The organism is Kineosporia succinea (assembly GCF_030811555.1).
Taxonomy (GTDB): Bacteria; Actinomycetota; Actinomycetes; order Actinomycetales; family Kineosporiaceae; genus Kineosporia; species Kineosporia succinea.
Genome location: NZ_JAUSQZ010000001.1, coordinates 3,385,999 through 3,409,424 on the forward strand (window position 1 = coordinate 3,385,999; position 23,426 = coordinate 3,409,424).

Genomic DNA, 23,426 nt, shown 5'->3' on the forward strand with positions numbered 1-23,426 from the left:
CCAAGGAGAACCGTGACCGAGTCCACCACCGACGTGGCTGTCGACGCCGTCGACGACGAATTCGAAGAAGACGCGCCGAGCAGCTACACCAGCTCCACGCCGGCGGTCAAGGGTGGCGGCTCGAGCATCACCGCCCCCGGCTCGGCCACCGGCCGTCGCAAGGAGGCCGTGGCGCGCGTCCGCCTCGTGCCCGGCACCGGCCTCTGGAAGATCAACGGCCGCACCATCGAGGACTACTTCCCGAACAAGGTGCACCAGCAGCTGGTCAACGAGCCCTTCCGGGTCACCGAGACCGAGGGCCGCTTCGACGTCATCGCCCGCCTCCACGGCGGCGGCTCGTCCGGCCAGGCCGGCGCCCTGCGTCTCGGCGTCGCCCGGTCGCTGAACGAGATCGACGAAGAGGCCAACCGCCCGGCCATGAAGAAGGCCGGCTTCATGACTCGTGACCCGCGGGCCAAGGAGCGCAAGAAGGCTGGTCTCAAGAAGGCGCGTAAGGCTCCTCAGTACAGCAAGCGCTGATCTTTCTGCTTCGGCAGACATCAGTTGCAGCACGCACGGCCCCGGGGTTCTCTGGCTCCGGGGCCGTCGTGCGTTTCGGCCGTCCGCGTGTCCCGGGGATCGTGTGTCCCGGCATCGTGCGTCTCGGGGCGGGGCGCTCCGGTGCCCGTTCCCGGCGGCTGGTTCCGGCGGCGGGTTCCCGGCGGGGGGACGGCCCGGTGACCCGGGCGGGTGAACGTGAACGGCCCGGGCGGTGCAGCGCCCGGACCTGCGTGATTTGGCGTACCACTGCCCCGGGGGCATGGTGCGCGTAGGCTTTTGACATTCCCGCTAGGAGGAACTCGTTGGCGCGACTATTCGGCACGGACGGCGTCCGGGGGCTGGCCAATCGCGACCTGACCGCCGAGCTCGCCCTCGACCTCTCGGTCGCGGCGGCGCACGTTCTCGGTGAAGTGGTTCAGGGGCGCAGGCCCAGAGCAGTGGTCGGGCGTGACCCGAGAGCCTCGGGCGAGTTCCTGTCCGCCGCCGTGATGGCCGGTCTGGCCAGCGCGGGGGTCGACGTGGAAGACGCGGGCGTGGTGCCGACCCCGGCCGTCGCGTTCCTGGTCGACGACTCCCGGGCCGACCTCGGGGTGGTGCTGTCGGCGTCGCACAACCCGATGCCCGACAACGGCATCAAGTTCTTCGCCGCCGGTGGCTACAAGCTGCCCGACGAGGTGGAAGACCAGATCGAGCGCCGCATGAAAGAGCCCTGGGCCCGCCCCACGGGCGCCGCGGTGGGTCGCACCCGCCGCCTGGCCAAGGCCGGCGACAGCTACGTCAAGCACCTGGTCGAGACGCTCCCGTGCCGGCTCGACGGGCTCAAGGTCGTGCTCGACTGCGCCCACGGCGCGGCCAGTGAGGTCTCCCCGCGCGCCTTCCGCGAGGCCGGCGCCGAGGTCGTCGTGATCGGGGCCGAGCCCGACGGGCTCAACATCAACGACGACTACGGCTCCACCCACCTCGAGCACCTGCGCGCGGCCGTGCTCGAGCACGGCGCTGACGTCGGCATCGCGCACGACGGTGACGCCGACCGCTGCCTGGCGATCGACCACCTCGGTCACGACGTCGACGGCGACCAGATCATGGCCGTGCTGGCCTTGGCGTTCGCCGACCGTGGGGTGCTGGCCCACAAGACGCTCGTCACCACCGTGATGAGCAACCTGGGGCTGCGCCTGGCGATGGAGCGCGAGGGCGTCCGCGTGGTGCAGACCGCGGTGGGCGACCGGTACGTGCTGGAAGAGATGCGCGCGAGCGGTTATTCGCTCGGCGGCGAGCAGTCCGGGCACGTGGTGATGCTCGACCACAGCACCACCGGCGACGGCGTGCTCACCGGCCTGCACATCCTGGCCCGCATGGCCCAGACCGGTAAGCCCCTCGCCGAGCTGGCCGCGGTGATGGAGCGCCTGCCGCAGGTGCTGGTGAACGTGAAGGGCGTGGACAAGAACCGCTGCCACGAAGACGCCGAGCTGCAGGCCGCCGTGGCCGAGGCCGAGGCCCGGCTGGGCGACACCGGCCGCGTGCTGCTGCGCCCGTCCGGCACCGAGGCCCTGGTGCGCGTCATGGTCGAGGCCAAGGAGGCCGGGCAGGCCCGGTCCGAGGCCGAGGGGCTGGCCTCGGTGGTGCGGTCCCGGCTCGCGCTCGAGGTCTGAGAGCACATACGAAAAGGGCGGTTCCCCACGGGGAACCGCCCTTTCGGTGTTTCCGGGGCACCGCGTCCCCTCCTGCGCGCGGTGCCCCGGACGTCTTACGGAATGACCGACCGGCCGTCGTCCTTGGTGCTACCGGCCTCGGACGTGAACGTGGTCTCCTCACCGGCGGCCGGCACCTGCTGCTGGATCACGGTGCCGTCGGCCGCGAGGGCGGCCACCGGGGCCTCCGGCCTGGTGTAGTTGCCCTCGTCGTCGTAGTCGCTCTCGGAGTTGGGCACGGTCACGTCGATCACGGCCAGCCGGTTCTTCACCGCGGCGGTCTTCTCGCCCACCCGGACCCGGGTGGCTCCGGCCGGGGCGATCACCAGGTAGCGGTGGGTGGTTCCGTTGTCGATCCACACGCTGGCCATCGCGTCGTCGTCACCGGCGGCCGAGGTCACCATGTAACCCTGACGGGTCACGTCGTAAGGGGTTTCGTCGTCCTCGACGGGATCGATCTCCGCCGGCTGGTGCTCGCTGAAGCCGGCGACGTAGATGCCGCCGGGAGAGCGCAGCAGGGTTGCGGCGGCCTTGCTCTGGGCCCCGGACGGGACGACCGCGGCCCAGATCGGCACCTGCGCGCCGGTCGGGCGGTTGCCGCCCAGACTGCCGCCCAGGTAGTCGAGCTCACCCGGATCGGTGCCGGGAACGGCCACCGCCGCGAGGTCGAATCCCGGGGACCGGCTCATCGCGGAGCCTCCGGTCAGGACACCCCCGACCGTGACCTCGGCGTCGAACATCCGGAACTCGTCCTCGTCGACCGAACCCGCCCAGGTGCCTCCACCGACGGCCGGCACGTCGCGGCGGGTGGTGGTGATCTTCGGGTGGGTGCCCTCGACGCCGAAGGTGCGGGCCCTGGCGATGCGCGGGGTGTCGGCGCCGGGGGCGGAGACGACCACGACGGCCTTCCGGCTGTCCCGCGACTCACCCGGGGCGGAGAACAGGCTCATCGGGTCGTGCGGCACCTGGTTCGGCTCGAGGGGCAGACCGCTGGTGCTCACCGGCTCCATGCCCGAGACCGGCGCCCCCACCGGGCCCAGCCAGATGTCGCGGCCCCAGAAGGTCTTTCCCTTCTTGTCACGGGAGTAGAGCAGCACCGCGAAACGGGCCCGGTCTTCGATGTCACCGGCGGCCACGACGTGCACGTCGGCGGCGTCGACCTTCTCGCGGTCGGCCGCCAGCTTCTCCCGCAGGCCGGTCAGCCAGGCCCCGTCGTCGGCCAGAGAGCCGGCGGTCGAGGCCGGGTACCCGGCCTGCGCGAGGGTGCTCGGCTCGACGGTCGGGGTGGGGCTCACGGTGGGGGTGGGCCTGCTCGGGACGCTCTGGTCGGCCCGGTTCATCGCGTTGCCGCCCAGAACCGAGACGGCCACCACGGCGGCGGCCGCGGCTCCGGCCAGGGCTGCGCCGCCGAAACGGGTCAGCCGGTCGCGGCGCACGGAGGTGTCGAGGCGGGGGAAGGGACGGCTGTCGCGGGTCTGGGCCTCGGACAGGTGACGCAGGCGGTCGGCCAGCTCGGGGGGCAGGCCCGGCTCGGGCCGCTGATCGGTCGGGTTCATCACTTGGCTCCCTTCGCGCGGGCGTCGAGTTTCGGGTGGGCTTCGAGTTTCGGGCGGGCTTCGAGCTTTGGGCGGGCGTCGAGTTCCGGGCGGGCGCCAGGGCCCGGTCCGGTGCCGAGATCGGTACTGCTGTCGAGCACCTCACGCGGCCCGGCGGAGACCCCGGCCGGAGTCACCTCGGCCGGGACCGGACCGGCCAGCGCCGCACGCAGTTTCGCCACCCCACGACTGGCCGCGCTCTTCACCGCCCCGGTCGAGACACCCATGAGGTGCGCGGTCTCGGCCTCGGACCGGTCTTCCAGGTACCGCAGCACCACCGCGGCGCGCATCTGCGGCGGCAGCGAGCGCAGCGCGGCGACGAGCTGTGCGTCCACCGGATCGGCCGCGTCGAGCTCGACCGCGGGTGCGGGCGCCGAGTCCAGCGGCACCTCACGGATACGGCGCTTGCGGCGCCACGACAGGGCCGCGTTGACCACGGCCTTGCGCACGTACGGTTCCGGGTTGTCGTCGCCCAGCCGGTGCCAGCGGCGGTGCACCCGGGTCAGGGCCTCCTGCACGCAGTCCTCGGCGACGCCGCGGTCCACGGTGATCAGGTAGGCGCTCTGGACCAGGGCCGGCCAGCGAGCGCTGACGAACTGCCGGAAGGCTGTCTCGTCGTCCATGAATCCCCCTCCACTGTTGCTCTCGGGGAACTACACGCGCGCCGGGCCCACTCAGGTTGCTCGGGTCGGCGACCCGACCCCGCGAGGTGACCCGAACGTCCTCAAGCCGGTATTCACAACTTACGCAGACGGATACGCCGCGCCGCGTGATCGGCGCCCTTCGTCAGCACCAGGGTGGCCCGGCCCCGGGTCGGCAGCACGTTCTCGATCAGGTTCTTCTCGTTGATGTCGAGCCAGATCCGCTCGGCCGTGGCCACGGCCTCGTCGTCGGTGAGCGCCGCGTACCGGTGGAAGTACGACTCCGGCCGGGTGAACGCGGTCTCCCGCAGGCGCAGGAACCGGTTCACGTACCAGCGGCGCACCTGGTCGGTGTGGGCGTCCACGTAGATCGAGAAGTCGAAGTAGTCGCTGACCGCCATGCCCTGCCGGCCGTCGGCCCGCACCCGGGCCGGCTGCAGCACGTTCAGCCCTTCCACGATGAGCACGTCGGGGCGGCGCACCACGACCTCCTCGTCGGGCACGATGTCGTAGGTCAGGTGCGAGTAGACCGGCGCCTTCACCTCGGGCTTGCCCGACTTCACGTCGGCCACGAACCGCAGCAGACGGCGCTGGTCGTAGGACTCGGGGAAGCCCTTGCGGGTCATCAGCCCGAGCCGGTCGAGCTCCGCGTTCGGCTTGAGGAACCCGTCGGTGGTGACCAGTTCCACACTCGGCGTGCCCGGCCAGCGGGTCAGCAGCTCGCGCAGGATGCGGGCGGTGGTGGACTTGCCCACGGCGACCGACCCGGCGATGCCGATGACGAACGGGGTGCGGGCCGGGCTCTCCTGCAGGAAGGTCGACGTGGCCTGGTGCAGCTGCGCGGCGCCGGCCACGTAGAGGTTGAGCAGGCGGCTCATCGGTAGGTAGATCTCCTCGACCTCCCGCAGGTCGAGGCGGTCGCCCAGACCCCGCAGCCGGTCGACGTCCTCGGCCGTGAGCGTCATCGGGGTGTTCGCCCGCAGGGCACCCCAGGCATCGCGGTCGAGTTCCACGTAGGGCGTGGAACGGGTGGTGTCGGGGCAGCTCTGCACGCAGGTCATTGTGCCCGCCGGACGCCACCGGTCGGCCGTCGGGCGTCTACCTGTACGTCACACCTTTACCGATTGCGACGGTGTCGTGACGGGGCGCGGGTGAACGGGGGAACGATCAGCGTTCCGCACGAGGAGGGCCCCTCGGCCGGTTAGGCTCAGCCACCATGTGCGGAATCGTGGGCTACGCGACGGATCCTGCTTCCTCGAACAGCGGGGCACTGGACGTCGTTCTGGAAGGTCTGCGGCGGCTCGAGTACCGGGGGTACGACTCCGCCGGGGTCGCCCTGCAGGTCGACGGTCAACTGTGGACGGCCAAGCGCTCGGGCAAGCTGGCCCGGCTGGAGGAGGCCCTGCAGGCCTCGCCGCCGCCGGCCTCGGCCACGGGTATCGGCCACACCCGGTGGGCCACTCACGGTGGGCCGACCGACGAGAACGCGCACCCGCACCTGGCCGGTGACGGCCGGGTCGCCGTGATCCACAACGGGATCATCGAGAACTTCGCGGTGCTGAAGAAGGAGCTCGTCGCCGACGGCGCCGAGTTCCTCAGCCAGACCGACACCGAGGTCGCCGCGCACCTGCTGCACGCGGCCTTCTCCCGCACGGGTGACCTCACCGAGGCGATGCGTCTCGTGGTGAACCGGCTCGAGGGCGCCTTCACGCTGCTCGCCGTGCACGCCGACGTCCCCGGCACCGTGGTCGGCGCCCGCCGTAACTCCCCGCTGGTGGTCGGGGTCGGCGAGGGCGCGAACTACCTGGGCTCCGACGTCGCCGCGTTCATCGGGCACACCCGTGAGGCGATCGAGCTCGGCCAGGACCAGATCGCGACGATCACGCCCACCACCGTCGACATCGTCGACTTCGAGGGCAACCCGGTGACGGGCAAGAACTACCACGTCGACTGGGACGCGGCCGCGGCGGAGAAGGGCGGCTACTCCTCGTTCATGGCGAAGGAGATCATGGACCAGCCCCAGGCGGTGGCCGACACCCTCCTGGGCCGGTACGACGTCGAGGGCAACCTGACGCTCGACGAGCTGCGCATCGACGAGGCGGTGCTGCGCTCGGTCGACAAGATCGTGGTGCTGGCCGCCGGAACCTCCTCGTACGCGGGCATGGTGGCTAAGTACGCGATCGAGCACTGGTGCCGCATCCCGGTCGAGGTGGAGCTCTCCAGCGAGTTCCGTTACCGCGACCCGGTGGTGAACGCGCGCACGCTGGTCGTGGCGATCTCGCAGTCCGGCGAGACGATGGACACGATCATGGCGCTGCGTCACGCCCGGGAGCAGGGGGCCAAGGTCGTCGCCATCTGCAACACCCACGGCTCGACGATTCCCCGCGAGTCCGACGCCGCGCTCTACACGCACGCCGGCCCGGAGATCGCGGTCGCCTCGACCAAGGCGTTCCTGGCCCAGATCACCGCCTGCTACCTGCTCGGTCTGTATCTGGCCCGGCTGCGCGGCAACAAGTTCGACGACGAGATCCGCGAGATCGTCGGCCAGCTGCAGGCCATGCCCGACAAGATCCAGAAGGTGCTCGACGGCCTGGAGCAGGTGCGCACGATGGCCCGCTGGATGGCCGACACCCGCTCGGTGCTGTTCCTCGGCCGGCACGTCGGTTTCCCGGTGGCGATGGAGGGCGCGCTCAAGCTCAAGGAGCTCGCCTACATCCACGCCGAGGGCTTCGCCGCCGGTGAGCTGAAGCACGGGCCGATCGCGCTGATCGAGCCCGGCCAGGCGGTGTTCGTGATCGTTCCCTCGCCGCGCGGCCGCGACTCGCTGCACGCCAAGGTGGTCTCCAACATCCAGGAGATCAACGCCCGGGGCGCGCGCACCATCGTGATCGCCGAGGAGGGTGACACCGACGTGGTGCCGTACGCCAGTGAGGTGATTTACGTCCCGCAGACGCCGACCCTTCTGGCCCCCCTGGTCACTGTCGTGCCGCTGCAGGTGTTCGCCTGTGAGCTCGCGACGGCCAAGGGGCTGGACGTGGATCAGCCGCGCAACCTGGCCAAGTCCGTCACCGTCGAGTAGTCGCCGCTGGTCGGACGGTTGCACTGTGCGTGTACGTCACGTGCGGTGCCCGTTCGGCCGCTCGACGCACGGGTAGGGATGCTCATCCGGCTCTTGTTGCTTAGATGAGTGAATGAACCCAAAGGCGGGGCGCGGTCCGACGGCCTATCGCGTGGAAGATCTGCGCAAGGCCGAGCAGCAGGTGATGGCCGGGGTGCCCGAGGGCGCCCTGATGCAGCTGGCAGCCGCGGGACTCGCCGTGAGCTGCGCCCGGGTGCTGCGGGAACGCACCGGTCACGTGTCCGGCCGGCGGGCGGTTCTTCTCGTGGGGCCCGGTGACAACGGTGGCGACGCCCTGTTCGCCGGGGTCCGCCTGGTGCGCCGGGGGGTGGCCGTCACGGCGCTCCTGACGTCCTCGACGGTTCACGCGGGCGGGGCCGCCGCGCTCGCCTCCGCCGGTGGCCGCTGCGTGCAGGTCGGGCCGGACACGGCGGTCGAGGCGTGGACCGCGATGGAGGCCGCCGACCTGGTGGTCGACGGTCTGCTCGGTCTCGGCGGACGCCCGGGGCTGCGCGAACCGGCGGCCGGGCTGGTCGACCGGATCCCCGACCACGCCGCCGTGATCGCCGTGGACCTGCCCAGCGGCGTCGACCCGGACACCGGCGGGGTGCTCTCGCCGCACGTGTTCGCCGATCTGACGGTCACTTTCGGCGCGGCCAAGGCCTGCCTGCTGCTGCCTCCGGCCAGTGCCGCGACCGGTGACCTGGAGGTCGTCGACATCGGGCTGGGGCCGCACCTGCCCGCCGAGCCGCTGGTCGCGCGGCTGGCCGAGGCCGACGTGGCCCGGCTCTGGCCGGTGCCGCCGCCGAGTGCGGACAAGTACCGCCGGGGCGTGCTGGGCGTGGTCGCCGGCTCGGCCGGGTACCCGGGAGCGGCCGTGCTGGCGGTGGCCGGGGCGCTGCGCACGGGGGTCGGGATGGTGCGTTACGTCGGGCCGCAGGACGCCACCGCGGCTGTTCGCTCGGCCTGGCCGGAGGTGGTCGCGGGGCCCGGACGGGTGCAGGCCTGGCTGCTCGGGTCGGGCGTGGTGCCGGACGCCGCCGACCAGCAGCCCGAGGCCATTCACGACGCGCTGGAGAGCGATCACCCGTGCCTGCTCGACGCCGGGGCGCTGGGGCTGTTCCCGGGGGAGCTGCGGGGGCACACCGACTCCTCCGGGGTCGTGCCCGACCGTTCCGACCGGCTGCTGCTGACACCGCACGCGGGTGAGCTGGCGCGGCTGCTGAGCGATCTGGGGTCTCCGGCGCAGCGCGAGGAGGTCGAGGCGGAGCCGTACCGGTTCGCGCACGAGGCGGCCCGGCTGACGGGCGCGACGGTGCTGCTCAAGGGCGCCACGACGTTGGTGGTGCGGCCGGACGGGCACGCGCGCAGTCAGGCCGAGGCGCCGTCGTGGCTGGCGACGGCGGGGGCCGGGGACGTGCTGGCCGGGATCGCGGGGGCGTTGCTGGCGAGTGGGCTGAGCCCGTTCGACGCGGGGAGCGTGGCGGCGTTCGTGCACGGGAAGGCGGCAGCCGCGGCGTCGGGGGGAGGGCCGATCGTGAGTCTGGACGTGGCCTCTCAGGTGCCGGCGACGGTGGCGAAGTTGCTGCGGCACTGAAGTTGCTGCGGCACTGGAGAACACCGCAAACCTTGGGGGACGCGTGGCGTGGCGGCTCGGGCGCGCACGCTCACGGCCGCCTCCCGAGGCTTCTCCCGCCGGGTGATACGTCTCCGGGTGGTGCCCGGGCCCCTGCCCACGGTCGGGTCCGGCCGCTGATCGGGCCCGCCTCTCCCGGTGGTCGCGTCAGGCTGATCACAACGAGGGTGAAAAGCCAGGGGCGGCGGGCATCCGCCCTGCCTGCGACAATCAGCGGTTATGAGCGTGCCCGAAGCCGCCGGACCGTCCGGCATCAGCCAGGCTGAAATCAGCAGCGGTGCTGTGAGTCTTCCTCCCGGCCTGCCCTCCGCGGCGGTGGTCGACCTCGACGCGATCGCGGCCAACGTCCGCGTGCTGCGGGGTCTCGCCCCCACCGCCGCGGTCATGGCCGTGGTCAAGGCCGACGCCTACGGGCACGGCCTGCTGCCCTCGGCCCGCGCCGCGCTCGCCGGTGGCGCCTCGTGGCTCGGCACCGCCCAGATCTCCGAGGCGCTGCAGCTGCGGGCGGCGGGCATCACCGTGCCCGTGCTGTCGTGGCTGACGGTGCCCGGCGACCAGTTCGCCGCCGCGATCGAGCATCACGTCGACATCGGCGTCAGCGCCCCCTGGGCCCTGGCCGAGATCGCCGCGGCCGCCCGCGATCAGGGCCGGGCCGCCCGGGTGCAGCTCAAGGTCGACACCGGTCTCAACCGCAACGGCTGCACCCTCGCCGACTGGCCCCAGCTGGTCGAAGACGCCCTGAAACTGCAGGCGGACGGCCTGGTCTCGGTGGTCGGCGCGTTCTCCCACTTCGTCGAGTCGGACGCACCCGCCAACCCGGTCAACGAGTTGCAGCTGGCCGCCTTCCGGGCCGCGCTCGAGGTGGCCGAGCAGGCCGGGGCCCGGTTCGAGGTCCGGCACATCGCCAACTCGGCCGCCACCCTCACCAACCCCGACGCGCACTTCGACCTGGTGCGCCCGGGCCTGGCGGTCTACGGGCTCGACCCGGCGCCCGGCGCCACCGGCGAGACCGGGCTGCGTCCGGCCATGACCCTGCTCGGCCGGGTCTCCAACGTGAAGGCGGTGCCCGCCGGGCAGGGAGTCTCGTACGGGCACACCTACGTCACGAGCACCGACACCGAGGTCGCGATCGTGCCGCTGGGCTACGGCGACGGCATCCCGCGGCACGCCAGCAGTGCCGGGCCGGTGCAACTGGCCGGGCACACGTTCCACATCGCCGGGCGCGTCTGCATGGACCAGGTGGTGGTCGACCTGGCCGGGGAGGGCGTCGGCCGGGTGCGCGAGGGTGACGTCGCGGTGCTGTTCGGCGGTGCCCCGGGTGAGCCGACGGCCCAGGACTGGGCGCTGGCGGCGGGCACGATCAGCTACGAGATCGTCACCCGGCTGAGTGCCCGGGTGCCGCGTCTGTACATCGGGTCGGCGGGCCGGTAAGAAGCAGTTCGATGGCGGGATCAGAGAAGTCAGCGGCAGGGAAGCCGAGGCCGGGCCGGGCGGCCGGCGCGGGTGGCGCGGCCGGCGCCTCGGCGCGGGCCGGTTCGACGGGGCGCGGCTCCAGGGGCAAGGCGGGCTTCAAGGGCAGGGCCGGCTCCCCGGGCGAGGCGGACTTCAAGGGCAGGGCCGGCTCCCCGGGCGAGGCCGGTCGGGCGGGCCCGGACCGGCGCCGGCCCGGGCGCGGCCCCAAGATCGTCGACCCGCTGGGCAACGACACCACCGACAGAGGGTGGCGGCCGGAACGAACGGCGCTCGCCTTCGGGGTGGGCCTGGCCGCGACCGGGGTCGGCGCGGTGATCGGCCTGGCCGCCGAGCGGATGGCGTCCTCCCGGGGGCTTCCCGGGCTGCCCGGGTTGGCCGGGCCGAGTGGCCCGGACCGGCGGGGAGGGCAGAACGGGAACGGGTCCGGTGAAGGCGCCCGCGTCGGCCCGGAGCCGGAGGCGGTCGGTGACCCCGACGCGTCCACCCCTTCGATCTGGAGCCGGGCCACCGCGCGCACCCGGCTCGCCCGGCACACCGGGCCTGCTACCACCGACGGCCGCGGCGGCCCGGAACTCGGCGCGCTGCGCGGGGATCCACGCCTGGTGATGAGCGGCGACGTGCCCCTGCACGTCGAGGTCGACGAGTACGACCCGGCCTGGGCCGACGACCCCGCGGTGAACCGGCTCACCGACGGCGATGTGCCCACCCCGCGCACCGGAGGCCGGAAGCCGCCTCTCACCGTCGTCCTCACGCACGGGTACTCGCTGAGCCTCGACGCCTGGCACTACCAGCGACTGGCCCTGCGCGGGCACTGCCGCCTGGTGCTCTGGGACCAGCGCGGGCACGGCCGCTCGGGCACCGGCCGGCCGGGCTCCTCGACGATCGACCAGATCGGTCACGACCTGGCCGCGGTCATCGACGAGGTCGCCCCCGACGGCCCGCTGGTGCTGCTCGGGCACTCGATGGGCGGCATGACCGTGATGGCCCTGGCCGAGCAGCGGCCCGGTCTCTTCGCGGAACGGGTGGTCGGCGTCGGCCTGTTCTGCACCAGCGCAGGCGGTCTCGGCGCGCTCGACCTCGGCCTGTCCGGCCTGGGCCGCGCCCTGATGACGGTGGCCCCGACCGCGGCGCGCCTGCTGGCCCGGCAGCCCGGGCTGGTCGCGCACGGCCGCCGGCTCGGCAGCGACCTGGAAAGCATCCTGGTGCGCCGGTACTCGTTCGCGTCACCGGTGCCGTCCGAACTGGCCCGGTTCTCGTCCGGCCTGATCGCGCGCACCCGCATGGAGGTCATCTCCGACTTCCTGCCCGGACTCGGCGCGCACGACAAACGGGCCGCGCTCGCGGTGCTCGACGGCCACGAGCTGCTGGTGATGGCCGGGGAGGACGACATGCTGATCCCGCGCGCCCACAGCGACGAGATCGTGGCCGGACTGAGCGACGTGGAGTACGTGGTGGTGCGTGACGCGGGCCACCTGCTGCCGCTGGAGTACCCGGAGCTGGTCAACACCTACCTGCTGGAACTGCTCTCCGACGCGGCCGCGACGGCCCGTGACCGGCGGCCGAGTCGTCGGCGGGGCTGGGGACGCCGTACCGTGACTCCCGTACGTGATCGGCGCGACGGACACCACCGCGCGCCCGGCGAACGAGGAGGAGGTCACAGGTGAGTGGGGCGCACCGTGCCGACCCGGCCGGAACCGTCGACGAACCGGCCGTGACCGTCACATCCGTCGTACCGGCAGCAGCCGACATGCGCGAGCTCGGCGAGCTGATCGCCGCGCGACTGCGCCCCGGCGACCTGCTGGTGCTGACCGGTGACCTGGGAGCGGGCAAGACCACGCTGACCCAGGGCATCGGCGCCCGGTTGCGGGTGCGGGGCGACATCACCAGCCCGACCTTCGTGATTGCCCGGGTCCATCCGCCGACGCAGGCCGGCCCGCCGCTGGTGCACGTCGACGCCTACCGGCTCGAGACCCTGTCCGAGGTCGACGATCTCGACCTGGACGCCGACCTGTCCGAGTCGGTCACCGTGGTCGAGTGGGGCGAGGGCCTGGTCGAGGGCCTGGCCGCCGACCGGCTGGAGGTCCGCCTCGAGCGCCCGCGCGGCGCCAACGGGCCGGACGACCCGGAGAGCATCGGCGACGAGCCCCGCACCGTGAGACTTCGTGGCTTCGGCCCCCGCTGGGCCGGTGTCGACCTCCCGTCCCTGTAGAGATTCGAGAGAACGATGACCGACGAGCTCACCCTGGCCCTGGACACGGCGTCCGCCACGGTCTCGGTCGCCCTGCACGACGGCGTCCGGGTGGTGGCCGAGCGTGCCGGTGAGCAGACCGGGAAACACGCCGAGCAGCTCACCCCGCTGATCGAGGCCGTGCTCGGTGACGCCGGCGCCACCCGCGCCGACCTGACCGGGGTCGTCGCCGGCGTCGGGCCCGGCCCGTTCACCGGGCTGCGGGTCGGCCTGGTCACCGCGGTGGTGCTGGGCTACGCGCTCGACCTGCCCGTGCACGGTGTCTGCAGTCTCGACGCGGTCGCCCTCCAGGCGGTGCAGGCGGGGCAGGACGGCCCGTTCGTCGCCGCCATGGACGCCCGGCGCCGCGAGGTCTACTGGGCCCGCTACGAGGTCACCGAGATCGACGGGGTGCGGGTGCCCGTGCGGTCGGGGTTGCCCGAGGTCAGCCTTCCCGCGGATCTCGAGCTGGGCGGCCTGCCGGTCGCGGGGCGTGGCGCGGTGCTGTACCCCGACGCCCTGGGGGAGCCGTTCGGCAGCCCGCTCGACCCGTCCGCCGGGGCGCTCGCCGGGCTCGCCCGCCTGGGAGCGCGTTTCGTGCTGCCGCCCGAGCCGCTGTACCTGCGCCGCCCCGACGCCGAGGCCAACATCGCCCGTAAACGCGTGCTGAAGTGATGCGTCCCCTGCGCTGGTGGGACGTCGAGGCCCTGATGCCGCTGGAGCGCGAGCTCTTCGGCGACACCGCGTGGACCGCCGAGATGTTCTGGTCCGAGCTGGCCCACCCCGAGACCCGCTGGTACGTGGTGGCCGAGTCGGAGGGCGAGATCCTGGGCTACGCCGGGCTGTTCGCGCCGGGTGCGGAGGCCGACGTGCAGACGATCGCGGTGGCCCCCGCGGCCCAGGGGCAGGGCCTCGGCCGGGCCCTGCTCGGGGCCCTGACCGAGACGGCCCGCGAGCGCGGCGCCACCACCCTGCTGCTCGAGGTGAGGGCCGACAACGCCTCCGCCGTCCGGCTTTACGAGCGCAGCGGGTTCGAGCGGATCGCCGTGCGGCACCGCTACTACCAACCCGGGGACATCGACGCCTGGATCATGCGCAGGCGCCCCATCGACCACAGTGAAGAAGGTGCGACCCCGTGACCGACGAACCCCTCGTCCTCGGCCTGGAGACCTCCTGCGACGAGACCGGCGTCGGCATCGTGCGCGGCGGCACGCTGCTGGCCGACGCGGTGGCCTCCTCGGTCGAGTCGCACGCCCGGTTCGGCGGGGTGGTGCCCGAGGTCGCCAGCCGGGCGCATCTCGAGGCGATGGTGCCGACCCTGCGCCGCGCCTGCGCCGACGCCGGCGTCACCCTGAACGACCTCGACGCGATCGCCGTCACCTCGGGCCCCGGTCTTTCCGGTGCGCTGATGGTGGGCGTGGCCGCGGCCAAGGCCCTGGCGCTCGCGCTGGGCAAGCCGCTGTACGGCGTGAACCACCTGGCCGCGCACGTGGCCGTCGACATCATCGAGCACGGCCCGCTGCCCGAGCCGGCCGTGGCGATGCTGGTGTCGGGCGGCCACTCGTCACTGCTCTACGTGCCCGACGTCAGCTACGACGTGCAGCCCCTGGGCCGCACCATCGACGACGCCGCCGGTGAGGCCTTCGACAAGGTCGCCCGGCTGCTCGGCCTGGGCTTCCCGGGCGGTCCGCTGATCGACAAGGCCGCCCGCGAGGGGGATCCGGCCTCGATCCGGTTCCCGCGGGGCCTGAGTGCCGCGCACGACATGCGCGAGCATCGCTTCGACTTCTCGTTCTCCGGCCTGAAGACCGCCGTGGCGCGCTGGGTCGAGGCCCGGGAGGCGGCCGGCGAACCGGTGCCGGTGAACGACGTCTCGGCCTCGTTCCAGGAGGCCGTGGCCGACGTGCTGACCCGCAAGGCGGTGCTCGCGTGCCAGGAGAACGGCGTGGAGCACCTGCTGATCGGCGGGGGAGTGGCGGCCAACTCGCGGCTGCGGGTGATGGCCCAGGAGCGGTGCGACAAGGCGGGCATCACGCTGCGCGTGCCCCGGCCCAAGCTCTGCACCGACAACGGCGCCATGGTGGCCGCGCTGGGCGCTCGCATGGTGCAGACGGGCAAGGTGCCGTCCGACCTGACGCTGCCGGCCGACAGCTCGATGCCGGTGACGCTGGTGCAGGCGTGACACTTCACCCGACACGGGGGACGACCTGGTCGGCGGCCCGGGGCACCCGGGCCACCGGCGCGTCCCCCGTTGATCTTCAGTTCTGCTTGTAGGGCCGCACCACGATGACCGACTGACGCCCGGCGACCCGGGTGAGCACGATCGTGGCCTCGTTCGGGCCGGCCAGCCGCAGCTGACGGCGCAGCTGCTCGGGCTCGACCGCGGTGCCGCGCTTCTTGATCGTGATGCGCCCGACGCCCCGGTCACGCAGGTAGGTGCGCAGCGTCTTCAGCTGGAAACCGAACACGTCGTCGACGGCGTAGACCTTGGCCAGCGGGTTGTGCTCGATGCGGTCGGCGGTGACGTAGGCGATGGTCGGGTCGATGAGCCGCCCGCCGAGCTGGTTGGCCACGGCCGCGACCAGCCCGGCGCGGATCACGGCGCCGTCGGGCTCGTAGAGGAACTGGCCCACCTTGCCGACCTCGGCGGGCACCGTGTCGGCCATCGAGCTGTCGTTGAGCTCGGCGCCGCCCCCGGCCGAGTCGAGCACCAGCGCGCTGCGGCGCACGCCCTCGCGGCGCACCGTGCCGAACCACAGGCCGCACTCGACCACGTCGCCGTCCACCGAGACCCACTGCGCCTCGGTGTCGTCGGGAACCATGTGATGGGGGACGCCCGGTGCGGTTTTCATGCCGACCGCCGGCAGACGGCCGGCGAGTTCGCGGACGAACGACAGCGGCGGGTTGCCGGTGCGCGGGTCGAGCAGCCGCTTGCCCGAGGCCTCGCGACGCGCGGGGTCGAGGAAGGCGCCGTCGAGGTCGTCGATGCGGGTGGTCATGGCGTCTTCGTGGCGCACCACGGCCTCCGGCCAGTGCCGCAGGTTGACCGTGGCCAGGGCCGCCGTGACCTCGTCTTTCTCCACCGCCACGACCTCCCGGTCGAGCGTGGCGAGCGCCATCGAGTCGGCCCCGATGCCGCAGCCCAGGTCGCCCACGCGCTTCACGTCGGCGGCGGCGAAACGCTGGGCGTGGCGGGCGGCCACGGGCAGCCGGGTGGCCTGCTCGAGGCCGGTCGGCGTGAACAGCATGCCCTCGGCGAACGGGCCGAACTTGGCGCGGGCGGCGGAGCGCAGCCGGGACTGGGTGAGGGCGGCGGCCACCATGTCGTTCGGGTGCCCGTCGCGCCGCAGCTGCTCGCCCAGAGACATCGCGGTGGCCTCGTCGTACTGGGGGAGGGACTCCAGCAGAGCCCATCCGTCCTGGGTCAGCAGCGTCGCGATTCCGGTCAGGTCCACCGGGGAATTCTCCCACGGTGCGAGACTCCTTCCGCCGACCGGCTGAAGGTGCGACACCTTTGGCACTCGGGTTGACCGAGTGCTAACGAGCGCTCTAGATTCGAACCTGGCACTCTCCTCGTGAGATTGCCAGCACCACCACTCTCAGCAGGGCCGCGATCGGCACCCGCGACGACGGTCGATGTCCCCGCTGGACCACAGTCCTTGTATTTTCATCGCCGTTCGGAGAAGGGGAGGTCCGCCAGTGTCGGTCTCCATCAAGCCGCTCGAGGACCGCATCGTCGTCAAGCCGCTGGACGCGGAGCAGACGACGGCTTCTGGTCTCGTCATCCCGGACACCGCCAAGGAGAAGCCCCAGGAGGGCGAGGTCCTGGCGGTCGGTCCCGGCCGGTTCGACGACGAAGGCGCCAAGCGGATCCCGCTCGACGTCAAGGTCGGCGACACCGTGCTCTACAGCAAGTACGGCGGCACCGAGGTCAAGTACTCGGGCGAGGAGTTCCTCATCCTCTCGGCCCGTGACGTGCTCGCGATCATCGAGAAGTGATCTGACGGGCTGCTCACCGCAGACCCGTTGATCGTTGCTCCCGCCCCGGTCTGCCTTCGTGGCGGCCGGGGCGTGTGCAGTTCTAGAACCCAAAGCACACCTTCACCCAAGGGACTCACGCAATGGCAAAGACCCTGTCGTTCGACGACTCCGCGCGTCGCTCCCTCGAGCGCGGCGTCGACGCTCTCGCCAACGCCGTCAAGGTGACGCTCGGCCCGCGTGGCCGCAACGTCGTCATCGACAAGAAGTGGGGCGCCCCCACCATCACCAACGACGGTGTGACCATCGCCAAGGAGGTGGAGCTGGACGACCCCTACGAGAACCTGGGCGCTCAGCTCGCCAAGGAGGTCGCCACCAAGACCAACGACGTCGCGGGTGACGGCACCACCACCGCGACCGTCCTGGCCCAGGCGATGGTGAAGGAAGGCCTGCGCAACGTGGCCGCCGGCGCCGCCCCGTCGAGCCTGAAGCGCGGCATCGACGCGGCCGTCGAGGCCGTCAGCACCAAGCTGCTCGACACCGCCCGCGAGATCGAGGGCAAGGAAGAGATCGCGCACGTCGCGACCATCTCCGCCCAGGACGCGGGCGTCGGCGCCCTCATCGCCGACGCGTTCGACAAGGTCGGCAAGGACGGCGTCATCACCGTCGAGGAGTCCTCCTCGACCGCGATGGAGCTCGACTTCACCGAGGGCATGCAGTTCGACAAGGGCTACCTGTCGCCGTACTTCGTCACCGACACGGAGCGCATGGAGGCCGTCCTCGAGGACGCCTACATCCTGATCCACCAGAACAAGATCTCCTCCATCTCCGAGCTGCTCCCGCTGCTCGAGAAGGTGCTGCAGGCCGGCAAGCCGCTGCTGATCCTGGCCGAGGACGTCGACGGCGAGGCGCTGTCGACCCTGGTCGTGAACAAGATCAAGGGCACGTTCACCGCCGCCGCCGTGAAGGCCCCCGGCTTCGGTGACCGCCGCAAGGCCACCCTGCAGGACATCGCCGTGCTCACCGGCGGTCAGGTGATCAGCCCGGAGATCGGCCTGAAGCTCGACCAGATCGGTCTCGAGGAGCTCGGCCACGCCCGTCGCGTCGTCATCACCAAGGACGACACCACGATCATCGAGGGCGCCGGCGAGCGCAGCGAGGTCGAGGGCCGGATCCAGCAGATCCGCGCCGAGATCGAGCGCACCGACTCGGACTGGGACCGCGAGAAGCTCCAGGAGCGCCTGGCCAAGCTCGGCGGTGGCGTCTGCGTCATCCGCGTCGGGGCCCACACCGAGGTCGAGCTCAAGGAGAAGAAGCACCGCATCGAGGACGCCGTCTCGGCGACCCGCGCGGCCATCGAGGAGGGCATCGTCTCCGGCGGTGGCTCGGCCCTCATCCACGCCGTCTCGGTGCTGGACGACAACCTGGGCCTGACGGGTGACGAGGCGACGGGTGTCGCCATCATCCGCCGCGCCGCCTCCGAGCCGCTGCGCTGGATCGCCGAGAACGCCGGTCTCGAGGGCTACGTCGTGGTCGACAAGGTCCGTCAGGGCGGCGTCGGCACCGGTTTCGACGCGGCTGCCCAGGAGTACGGCGACCTGCTCGCCAAGGGCATCATCGACCCGGTCAAGGTCACCCGCTCGGCCCTGCGCAACGCCGCGTCCATCGCGTCGATGGTGCTCACCACCGACACGCTGGTCGTGGACAAGCCGGAGCCGGTCGAGGAGCCCGCGGCCGGTCACGGCCACGGTCACGGCCACTGATCAGGTGATCTGAGAGAAGCCCGGTCCCCCAGGGGGCCGGGCTTCTTCGTCTCAGCTCGCGGCGAGCGAGGAGTCGCGTTCGCCGCAGTAGGTGCTCTCGCGCTCGTCCTCGGTCATGCCGCCCCAGACCCCGTACGGTTCCCGCACCTGCAGGGCGTGCTCGCGGCACTGGTCCAGTACCGGGCAGCGGGCGCAGACGGATTTCGCCGCCACGTCGCGCTGGCGGCGGGCCGGGCCGCGCTCACCCTCGGGGTGGAAGAAGACCCGCGGGTCAGCTGTGCGGCAGGCGCCTTCCAGCTGCCACTCCCACAGGTCGGCAACGGGCCCGGGAAGACGAGAGATCTCAGCCATCATGGACACACCATTCCGATTCGAAGAGCCTGACCCCGTGCTCGAGGCCTTGAGGTGTCGGGTGTTGTCGTGGTGGTGCCGGGTGTTCGAGGGGTTCGCCAGTCCTGACAACGAGTGCATCGGTCCGCCTCGGGGCGCGCTTGACGCCTCGGTGAACTACCTTTGAAGCGGTTGACGACGTAAAGATCAACGCTTCGGCGGCTGTTCGTGGTGCATCGGTTCACCGCTTGTTCGGCTCAGGCGGCACGAGGAGGCGTTGTGGGTTAGTGTCTGTTTCTCTAGTGCCAGGGGGCGGGTGAAGTGTCAGAAACGTCTCGGCAGGCCGGGGCCGGAGCTGAAGAGCCCGTCAAAGGTCGGAACGAGGTGACGGAGGCGATCTCTACGCCCCCCTCGCCGACCCTCACCGTGGCAGCCGTGGCCCGGCGCCTCGGTGTCGCGCCGCCCACGCTGCGCACCTGGGACCGCAGATACGGCCTCGGTCCGTCGGCGCACACCGCCGGCGCCCACCGCCGCTACTCGCCGGCCGACGTGGCCCGGCTCATGGTCATGCGCCGGCTCACCCTGGAGGGTGTGGCCCCGAGCGACGCCGCGAAGATCGCGCTCGCCACCGCGCTCACCCCCGAGGGCCGTCCGGTCCAGCCCGACAACGAGTTCACCCCCGCCGAGGGCTTCGACGCCTCGACGCTCGCCCCGGGCCTGGGCGGCGTGACCGAGAACCCGGCCCGGCGCCAGCCCCGCGACTACCCGCAGGGAGAAGACCGGTACCCGCCGGGCTCCTTCCTCGACGAGACGACGCCCGACGGCGGCCTCGACGAGGTCGAGCTGTCCGCCGACTACAGCCTGCCCGACTCGTCGGCGTGGTCGGCTCGCGGCCGGGCTCCCCGGACGGTCGAGGAGCACCCCGACGACGAGCTCGACCTGACCGGCCTGGGCGTCGACGGTTTCGAGGCCGAGGCGGGCGACCCGCAGCGCACCGAGCAGCTGGCCGACGACTGGCCGGGCATGCTCCGGTCGGTCGAGACCTCGCGCAGCAGCACCTCCGGTGGGGGCCGGGTCGTGGCCCTGCCCGACGGCACCGCGGCGAGCCGTGGCCTGGCCCGGGCCGCGATGTCGCTCGACTCGTTCGAGACGCACCGGCTGCTGAACGAGAGCATCCGCCGGCAGGGCGTCGTGCCCACCTGGGACACGATGATCATGCCGGTGCTGCGGGCCCTGGGTGAGCGTGTCCGGGTCTCCGGCGAGGGCATCGACGTCGAGCACGCCTTCTCCGAGGTGATCCTCGGGGTGCTGCGCAATGTCGCGGTCAACGTCCGTATCACCCGCAACTCCCCGATGGTGCTGCTGGCCTGCGCCGACTCCGACTACCACTCGATGCCGCTGCACGCGCTGGCCGCCGCGCTGGCCGAGCACGAGGTGCCGACCCGGATGCTCGGCACCGGGCTGCCGCCGCACGCCCTGGCCTCGTCGGTGCGCCGCACCGGTCCCTCGGTGATCGTGCTGTTCGCCCGGATGCCCGGGGCCGACGCCGCCGACTCGCAGGTACTGCGCCGTCAGCGTCCCGCGCCCACTGTGATCCTGGCCGGCCCGGGCTGGCGGCCCGACACCATCCCGGCCTCCGCCCGCACCGCCGGTTCGCTGATCGAGGCGATCGACGAGGTGCTGCGCGGGCTCCACAACTGAGCCCGGCCGGCACCGCCGCAGTCCCCCTCTGACAGCTGATCCTCAGCCGTCGCCGCCTCTTCCCGCGCCCCGGGTGGGCCGAGAGATCCAACGGGTGCCGACGCGTCCTCCATCAGCCGGACACCGCCCCAACGCGGCCGGACACGCCGGGAACCGCCCCCGGGACGCACCGGCGGCGGCCAATGATCCACCTCCGGACTCAAGTCCGGCCCCCCGGTGTCGAAACCTTGGACCAGGGACATCTCCCACGGATGGGGGATGCCAAGTTTCGTGAGGTGGATCTGTGGCGACGGTACTGGTGTGCGATGACTCTGCGCTGGTCAGGGAGACCTTGCACAGGGCACTCTCCTCAGTTCCCGGCATCACCCGCGTCGTGGACGCCTCCTCGGGTGAAGAGGCACTGGCCCGATGGCCCGTCGAGCGGCCTTCACTGGTGCTGATGGACGTGCGGATGCCGGGAATCGGTGGTGTGGAGGCGGCGCGACGTCTGCTCTCCCGCCATCCGGAGGCGATCGTGGTTATGGTGACCATGGCTGAGGACGCCGACGGCGTGGCTCGGTCGGTGGCCGGGGGTGCCCGCGGCTATCTGGTCAAGGACGCGTCCCGGGAGGAGGTGGCGGCAACGGTGGTCTACGCCCTGAGCGACGGCCTGGCCCGGCGAACGGTCCCGGCCCCCCGTAGCAACGACGCGAACGTGTCGGCCCCGCCCCTCACCGAGCGTGAGATGCAGGTGCTCACCGGAATGAGCCGTGGTCGCAGCAACGCCGAGATCGGCAAAGAGCTGTACCTCTCCGAGGACACGGTGAAGACCCACGCCCGTAGGCTTTTCCGCAAGATGGGGGCCGCAGACCGGGCCCAGGCGGTGGCAGTGGGGTTCCGCTGGGGCCTGATACGGTGAAGTAATGGCCGTCCGGGGCGGCAAGGAGAATGCCGTAGGTGTAACGCCGAAGCCTCATGCCGCGATGTCTCAACCGGACGACGCAGATAACTTCCAGGAGCTGTCGTCCCGCGCCGTCCAGGGTGACGACGTGGCCACTGAACGATTGCTCAAACTCGTCCACCAGATGGTTCGGCGTTACTGCCGCGCCAGGCTCTCCCGCATGCCCGGCGGGGAGCACACGGCGGACGATGTTGCGCAGGAGGTTTGCATCGCTGTGCTTTCGGCGCTGAGTCGCTACCGGGACGAGGGACGTCCGTTCGAGGCGTTCGTCTACCGCATCGCGGCCAACAAGGTGGCTGATGCACAGCGGGCCTTCTACCGAGCTGCCGTTCCGGTGGCGGAGGTCCCGGAGACCCCGGAGACCGCCGCCGGGCCGGAGGAGCTGGCCGAACGGGCCGGTGACGCGCAGCAGGTGCGGGAACTCCTGAACCGGCTGCCCGACCAGTTGCGCGAACTGCTCGTTCTTCGCGTGGCGGTCGGGATGTCGGCGGACGAGACCGGCCGCGCCCTCGGTATGACCGCGGGGGCGGTCAGGGTTGCCCAGCACCGGGCCATGCAGCGCCTGCGGAGCATGATCGACGTTCCCGCGACGGAGACGGCATGAGCACCCCCACCCCGCCCCAGGACGACACCGGTCAGGAACCGCCGACCGCCGACCTTTCCGAGCTGACCGCCACCGACGCGCTGCTCGACCGGCTGGCGGCGCGCGACGCGTCCGAGCAGGACCTGCTCGACCCGACGGCGATGGCGCTGAACACGCTGCTCACCGAGATCGATGCCGAGGCCGGCGCGGACAACGCGATGGCCCGGCTGGTCGAGGTGCTGGCGGGGCGCCCGCTGTACATCGACGGGCCCTCGGTGACCGCTGACGTGTCGGCCGGGGCTGCCCCGGAAACCATCGACCTCACCGACGCGGCCCCGGACGTCCCGGTCGCTGCGGTGCCGATCACCGCTGCCCGCAGCAGCCGGCGGCGGCGCTGGCAGGTGGCCGCGAGCAAGGTCTCGGCCCCGGTGGCCGCCGCGTCGATCGCCGTCATGGTGGTGCTGGGTGGTGGCGTGAGCGCCGCCGTGGCCGGCGACCCGATGGCCCCGCTCGACGGGGTCGGCCGGGTGATGGCCAAACTGCCCGGCATCGACTCCTCCGGCTACGACCGGAAAGACGCGCAGAAGGAGCTCGAGCTCGCCGCCAGTCTGGCCGCGACCGATCCCGACGCCGCGCGTGAGCACTACCAGAAGGCCCAGGCGATCCTGGCCGACCTTCCCGACGACAAGAAGTCCGACCTGATGGTGACGGCCGACGCGGTCGCGGCCGTGCTCGTGCCCGGCGACCCCACCGAACCGGGCGTCGTCCCGGTCGGCACGGCCACCACGCCCGGCGACGCGGTCACCACCGTCCCGGGGGCCACCGGTACGCCGACGGCCGTCCCGGCCACCGACGTCACGGCCTCACCGACCTCGGGAGGCGGTGGCACCACCGCGTCCACACCGCCGTCCAGCACCACCACCACGGCCCCGACGACCAGCACCGGGCCCACCACGTCGTCCGCGCCCAGCAGCACGGCCAACGACTCGCCCACGTCGCAGACCTCGGCCCCGACCGACCCGGCCACCCAGGCCCCGACGTCGGTGCCCTCGGCCGCCTCACCGGACGACGTCGCTTCGGGGGAATAGGAGCCCTGCCCGTCGGGGTCGTGCCGGTGGGTGTGGCCTCGCGGTGGGTGTGGCCCCTCGCGGTGTCGTGTCGGCCGCGCGGTGTCGTGTTGGCTTCACGATGTCGTATCGGCGGATGAGTCTCC

General features: G+C 72.1%; 21 protein-coding genes. 16 read left to right on the top strand and 5 right to left on the bottom strand.

Annotated elements, in window-relative coordinates; translation table 11 throughout:
• Nucleotides 1-12 precede the first annotated feature (12 nt).
• Nucleotides 13-519 carry a 30S ribosomal protein S9 gene (gene rpsI, locus J2S57_RS14890; RefSeq protein ID WP_370882475.1) on the top strand — a complete coding sequence of 169 codons (507 nt, stop codon included), beginning with the start codon at nt 13-15 and terminating at the stop codon, nt 517-519.
• 323 nt (nt 520-842) lie between these two features.
• The gene (glmM, locus tag J2S57_RS14895; protein ID WP_307243011.1) at nt 843-2,189 is read left to right on the top strand and encodes a phosphoglucosamine mutase; all 1,347 of its coding nucleotides are present in this window, start codon (nt 843-845) and stop codon (nt 2,187-2,189) included.
• A gap of 95 nt (nt 2,190-2,284) precedes the next feature.
• Here the strand turns inward: glmM and J2S57_RS14900 are convergent, their stop codons facing one another.
• From J2S57_RS14900 to coaA, 3 genes are all read right to left on the bottom strand, one after another.
• A complete protein-coding gene (locus J2S57_RS14900) occupies nt 2,285-3,784 on the bottom strand; it encodes a hypothetical protein (RefSeq protein WP_307243013.1) in 1,500 nt (499 codons plus the stop codon).
• Nucleotides 3,784-4,446, bottom strand: a complete 663-nt coding sequence (locus tag J2S57_RS14905) for a SigE family RNA polymerase sigma factor (protein ID WP_307243016.1) — start codon at nt 4,444-4,446, stop codon at nt 3,784-3,786. The genes J2S57_RS14900 and J2S57_RS14905 overlap by 1 nt, the downstream gene beginning before the upstream one ends.
• Nucleotides 4,447-4,559: 113 nt before the next feature.
• Nucleotides 4,560-5,525 carry a type I pantothenate kinase gene (gene coaA, locus J2S57_RS14910; protein WP_370882476.1) on the bottom strand — a complete coding sequence of 322 codons (966 nt, stop codon included), beginning with the start codon at nt 5,523-5,525 and terminating at the stop codon, nt 4,560-4,562.
• A gap of 155 nt (nt 5,526-5,680) precedes the next feature.
• Between coaA and glmS the strand changes: the two genes are divergently transcribed.
• From glmS to tsaD, 8 genes are all read left to right on the top strand, one after another.
• The gene (glmS, locus tag J2S57_RS14915; RefSeq protein ID WP_307243020.1) at nt 5,681-7,543 is read left to right on the top strand and encodes a glutamine--fructose-6-phosphate transaminase (isomerizing); all 1,863 of its coding nucleotides are present in this window, start codon (nt 5,681-5,683) and stop codon (nt 7,541-7,543) included.
• A 151-nt stretch (nt 7,544-7,694) separates the two neighbouring features.
• Nucleotides 7,695-9,179 (top strand): NAD(P)H-hydrate epimerase, encoded by a 1,485-nt coding sequence (locus J2S57_RS14920; protein ID WP_307243022.1) that lies wholly within the window; start codon nt 7,695-7,697, stop codon nt 9,177-9,179.
• Between the two features lie 258 nt (nt 9,180-9,437).
• Nucleotides 9,438-10,649 carry an alanine racemase gene (gene alr, locus J2S57_RS14925; protein ID WP_307243024.1) on the top strand — a complete coding sequence of 404 codons (1,212 nt, stop codon included), beginning with the start codon at nt 9,438-9,440 and terminating at the stop codon, nt 10,647-10,649.
• 11 nt (nt 10,650-10,660) lie between these two features.
• Nucleotides 10,661-12,355 (top strand): alpha/beta fold hydrolase, encoded by a 1,695-nt coding sequence (locus J2S57_RS14930; RefSeq protein ID WP_307243026.1) that lies wholly within the window; start codon nt 10,661-10,663, stop codon nt 12,353-12,355.
• The gene (tsaE, locus tag J2S57_RS14935; RefSeq protein ID WP_307243029.1) at nt 12,352-12,900 is read left to right on the top strand and encodes a tRNA (adenosine(37)-N6)-threonylcarbamoyltransferase complex ATPase subunit type 1 TsaE; all 549 of its coding nucleotides are present in this window, start codon (nt 12,352-12,354) and stop codon (nt 12,898-12,900) included. The genes J2S57_RS14930 and tsaE overlap by 4 nt, the downstream gene beginning before the upstream one ends.
• A gap of 15 nt (nt 12,901-12,915) precedes the next feature.
• Entirely contained in the window at nt 12,916-13,593 is a 678-nt protein-coding gene (gene tsaB, locus J2S57_RS14940) for a tRNA (adenosine(37)-N6)-threonylcarbamoyltransferase complex dimerization subunit type 1 TsaB (protein WP_307243031.1), read from the top strand.
• Nucleotides 13,593-14,057, top strand: coding sequence for a ribosomal protein S18-alanine N-acetyltransferase (gene rimI, locus J2S57_RS14945; protein WP_307243033.1), 465 nt, complete (start codon nt 13,593-13,595; stop codon nt 14,055-14,057). Before tsaB ends, rimI begins: the two co-directional genes overlap by 1 nt.
• A complete protein-coding gene (tsaD, locus tag J2S57_RS14950) occupies nt 14,054-15,100 on the top strand; it encodes a tRNA (adenosine(37)-N6)-threonylcarbamoyltransferase complex transferase subunit TsaD (protein WP_307243035.1) in 1,047 nt (348 codons plus the stop codon). The genes rimI and tsaD overlap by 4 nt, the downstream gene beginning before the upstream one ends.
• A gap of 76 nt (nt 15,101-15,176) precedes the next feature.
• On the opposite strand, the gene J2S57_RS14955 is transcribed toward tsaD, so the two are convergent.
• Nucleotides 15,177-16,373, bottom strand: a complete 1,197-nt coding sequence (locus J2S57_RS14955; RefSeq protein ID WP_307243037.1) for a THUMP-like domain-containing protein — start codon at nt 16,371-16,373, stop codon at nt 15,177-15,179.
• A gap of 244 nt (nt 16,374-16,617) precedes the next feature.
• Here J2S57_RS14955 and groES point away from each other — a divergent pair, with 244 nt between their 5' ends.
• Together groES and groL are read left to right on the top strand one after the other, a co-directional pair.
• Nucleotides 16,618-16,917, top strand: a complete 300-nt coding sequence (gene groES / locus J2S57_RS14960; protein ID WP_231482716.1) for a co-chaperone GroES — start codon at nt 16,618-16,620, stop codon at nt 16,915-16,917.
• A 122-nt stretch (nt 16,918-17,039) separates the two neighbouring features.
• Complete coding sequence (groL, locus tag J2S57_RS14965; RefSeq protein ID WP_307243039.1) at nt 17,040-18,659, top strand: chaperonin GroEL; 1,620 nt, start codon at nt 17,040-17,042, stop codon at nt 18,657-18,659.
• Nucleotides 18,660-18,710: 51 nt separating this feature from the next.
• Here groL and J2S57_RS14970 read toward each other — a convergent pair whose 3' ends face one another.
• Complete coding sequence (locus tag J2S57_RS14970; protein WP_307243041.1) at nt 18,711-19,010, bottom strand: WhiB family transcriptional regulator; 300 nt, start codon at nt 19,008-19,010, stop codon at nt 18,711-18,713.
• Nucleotides 19,011-19,373: 363 nt separating this feature from the next.
• Here J2S57_RS14970 and J2S57_RS35525 point away from each other — a divergent pair, with 363 nt between their 5' ends.
• The 4 genes from J2S57_RS35525 (at nt 19,374) to J2S57_RS14990 (ending at nt 23,301) form a co-directional block, all read left to right on the top strand.
• On the top strand, nt 19,374-20,690 hold the full coding sequence (locus tag J2S57_RS35525; RefSeq protein ID WP_307243043.1) for a MerR family transcriptional regulator: 1,317 nt from the start codon (nt 19,374-19,376) through the stop codon (nt 20,688-20,690).
• 283 nt (nt 20,691-20,973) lie between these two features.
• Complete coding sequence (locus J2S57_RS14980; RefSeq protein WP_052530831.1) at nt 20,974-21,588, top strand: response regulator transcription factor; 615 nt, start codon at nt 20,974-20,976, stop codon at nt 21,586-21,588.
• Between the two features lie 4 nt (nt 21,589-21,592).
• The gene (gene shbA, locus J2S57_RS14985) at nt 21,593-22,234 is read left to right on the top strand and encodes an RNA polymerase sigma factor ShbA (RefSeq protein WP_370882477.1); all 642 of its coding nucleotides are present in this window, start codon (nt 21,593-21,595) and stop codon (nt 22,232-22,234) included.
• Nucleotides 22,231-23,301 carry a hypothetical protein gene (locus tag J2S57_RS14990; protein ID WP_307243045.1) on the top strand — a complete coding sequence of 357 codons (1,071 nt, stop codon included), beginning with the start codon at nt 22,231-22,233 and terminating at the stop codon, nt 23,299-23,301. The genes shbA and J2S57_RS14990 overlap by 4 nt, the downstream gene beginning before the upstream one ends.
• Nucleotides 23,302-23,426: the final 125 nt, after the last annotated feature.

Excerpts from the sequence above, each read along its gene's own strand:
- J2S57_RS14970 (WP_307243041.1), bottom strand. The coding sequence starts at position 19,010 with ATGGCTGAGATCTCTCGTCTTCCCGGGCCCGTTGCCGACCTGTGGGAG.
- coaA (WP_370882476.1), bottom strand. The coding sequence starts at position 5,525 with ATGACCTGCGTGCAGAGCTGCCCCGACACCACCCGTTCCACGCCCTAC.
- groL (WP_307243039.1), top strand. The coding sequence starts at position 17,040 with ATGGCAAAGACCCTGTCGTTCGACGACTCCGCGCGTCGCTCCCTCGAG.
- J2S57_RS14930 (WP_307243026.1), top strand. The coding sequence starts at position 10,661 with ATGGCGGGATCAGAGAAGTCAGCGGCAGGGAAGCCGAGGCCGGGCCGG.
- shbA (WP_370882477.1), top strand. The coding sequence starts at position 21,593 with ATGGCCGTCCGGGGCGGCAAGGAGAATGCCGTAGGTGTAACGCCGAAG.
- J2S57_RS14990 (WP_307243045.1), top strand. The coding sequence starts at position 22,231 with ATGAGCACCCCCACCCCGCCCCAGGACGACACCGGTCAGGAACCGCCG.
- alr (WP_307243024.1), top strand. The coding sequence starts at position 9,438 with ATGAGCGTGCCCGAAGCCGCCGGACCGTCCGGCATCAGCCAGGCTGAA.
- J2S57_RS14900 (WP_307243013.1), bottom strand. The coding sequence starts at position 3,784 with ATGAACCCGACCGATCAGCGGCCCGAGCCGGGCCTGCCCCCCGAGCTG.
- tsaB (WP_307243031.1), top strand. The coding sequence starts at position 12,916 with ATGACCGACGAGCTCACCCTGGCCCTGGACACGGCGTCCGCCACGGTC.
- J2S57_RS14905 (WP_307243016.1), bottom strand. The coding sequence starts at position 4,446 with ATGGACGACGAGACAGCCTTCCGGCAGTTCGTCAGCGCTCGCTGGCCG.
- glmS (WP_307243020.1), top strand. The coding sequence starts at position 5,681 with ATGTGCGGAATCGTGGGCTACGCGACGGATCCTGCTTCCTCGAACAGC.
- rimI (WP_307243033.1), top strand. The coding sequence starts at position 13,593 with ATGCGTCCCCTGCGCTGGTGGGACGTCGAGGCCCTGATGCCGCTGGAG.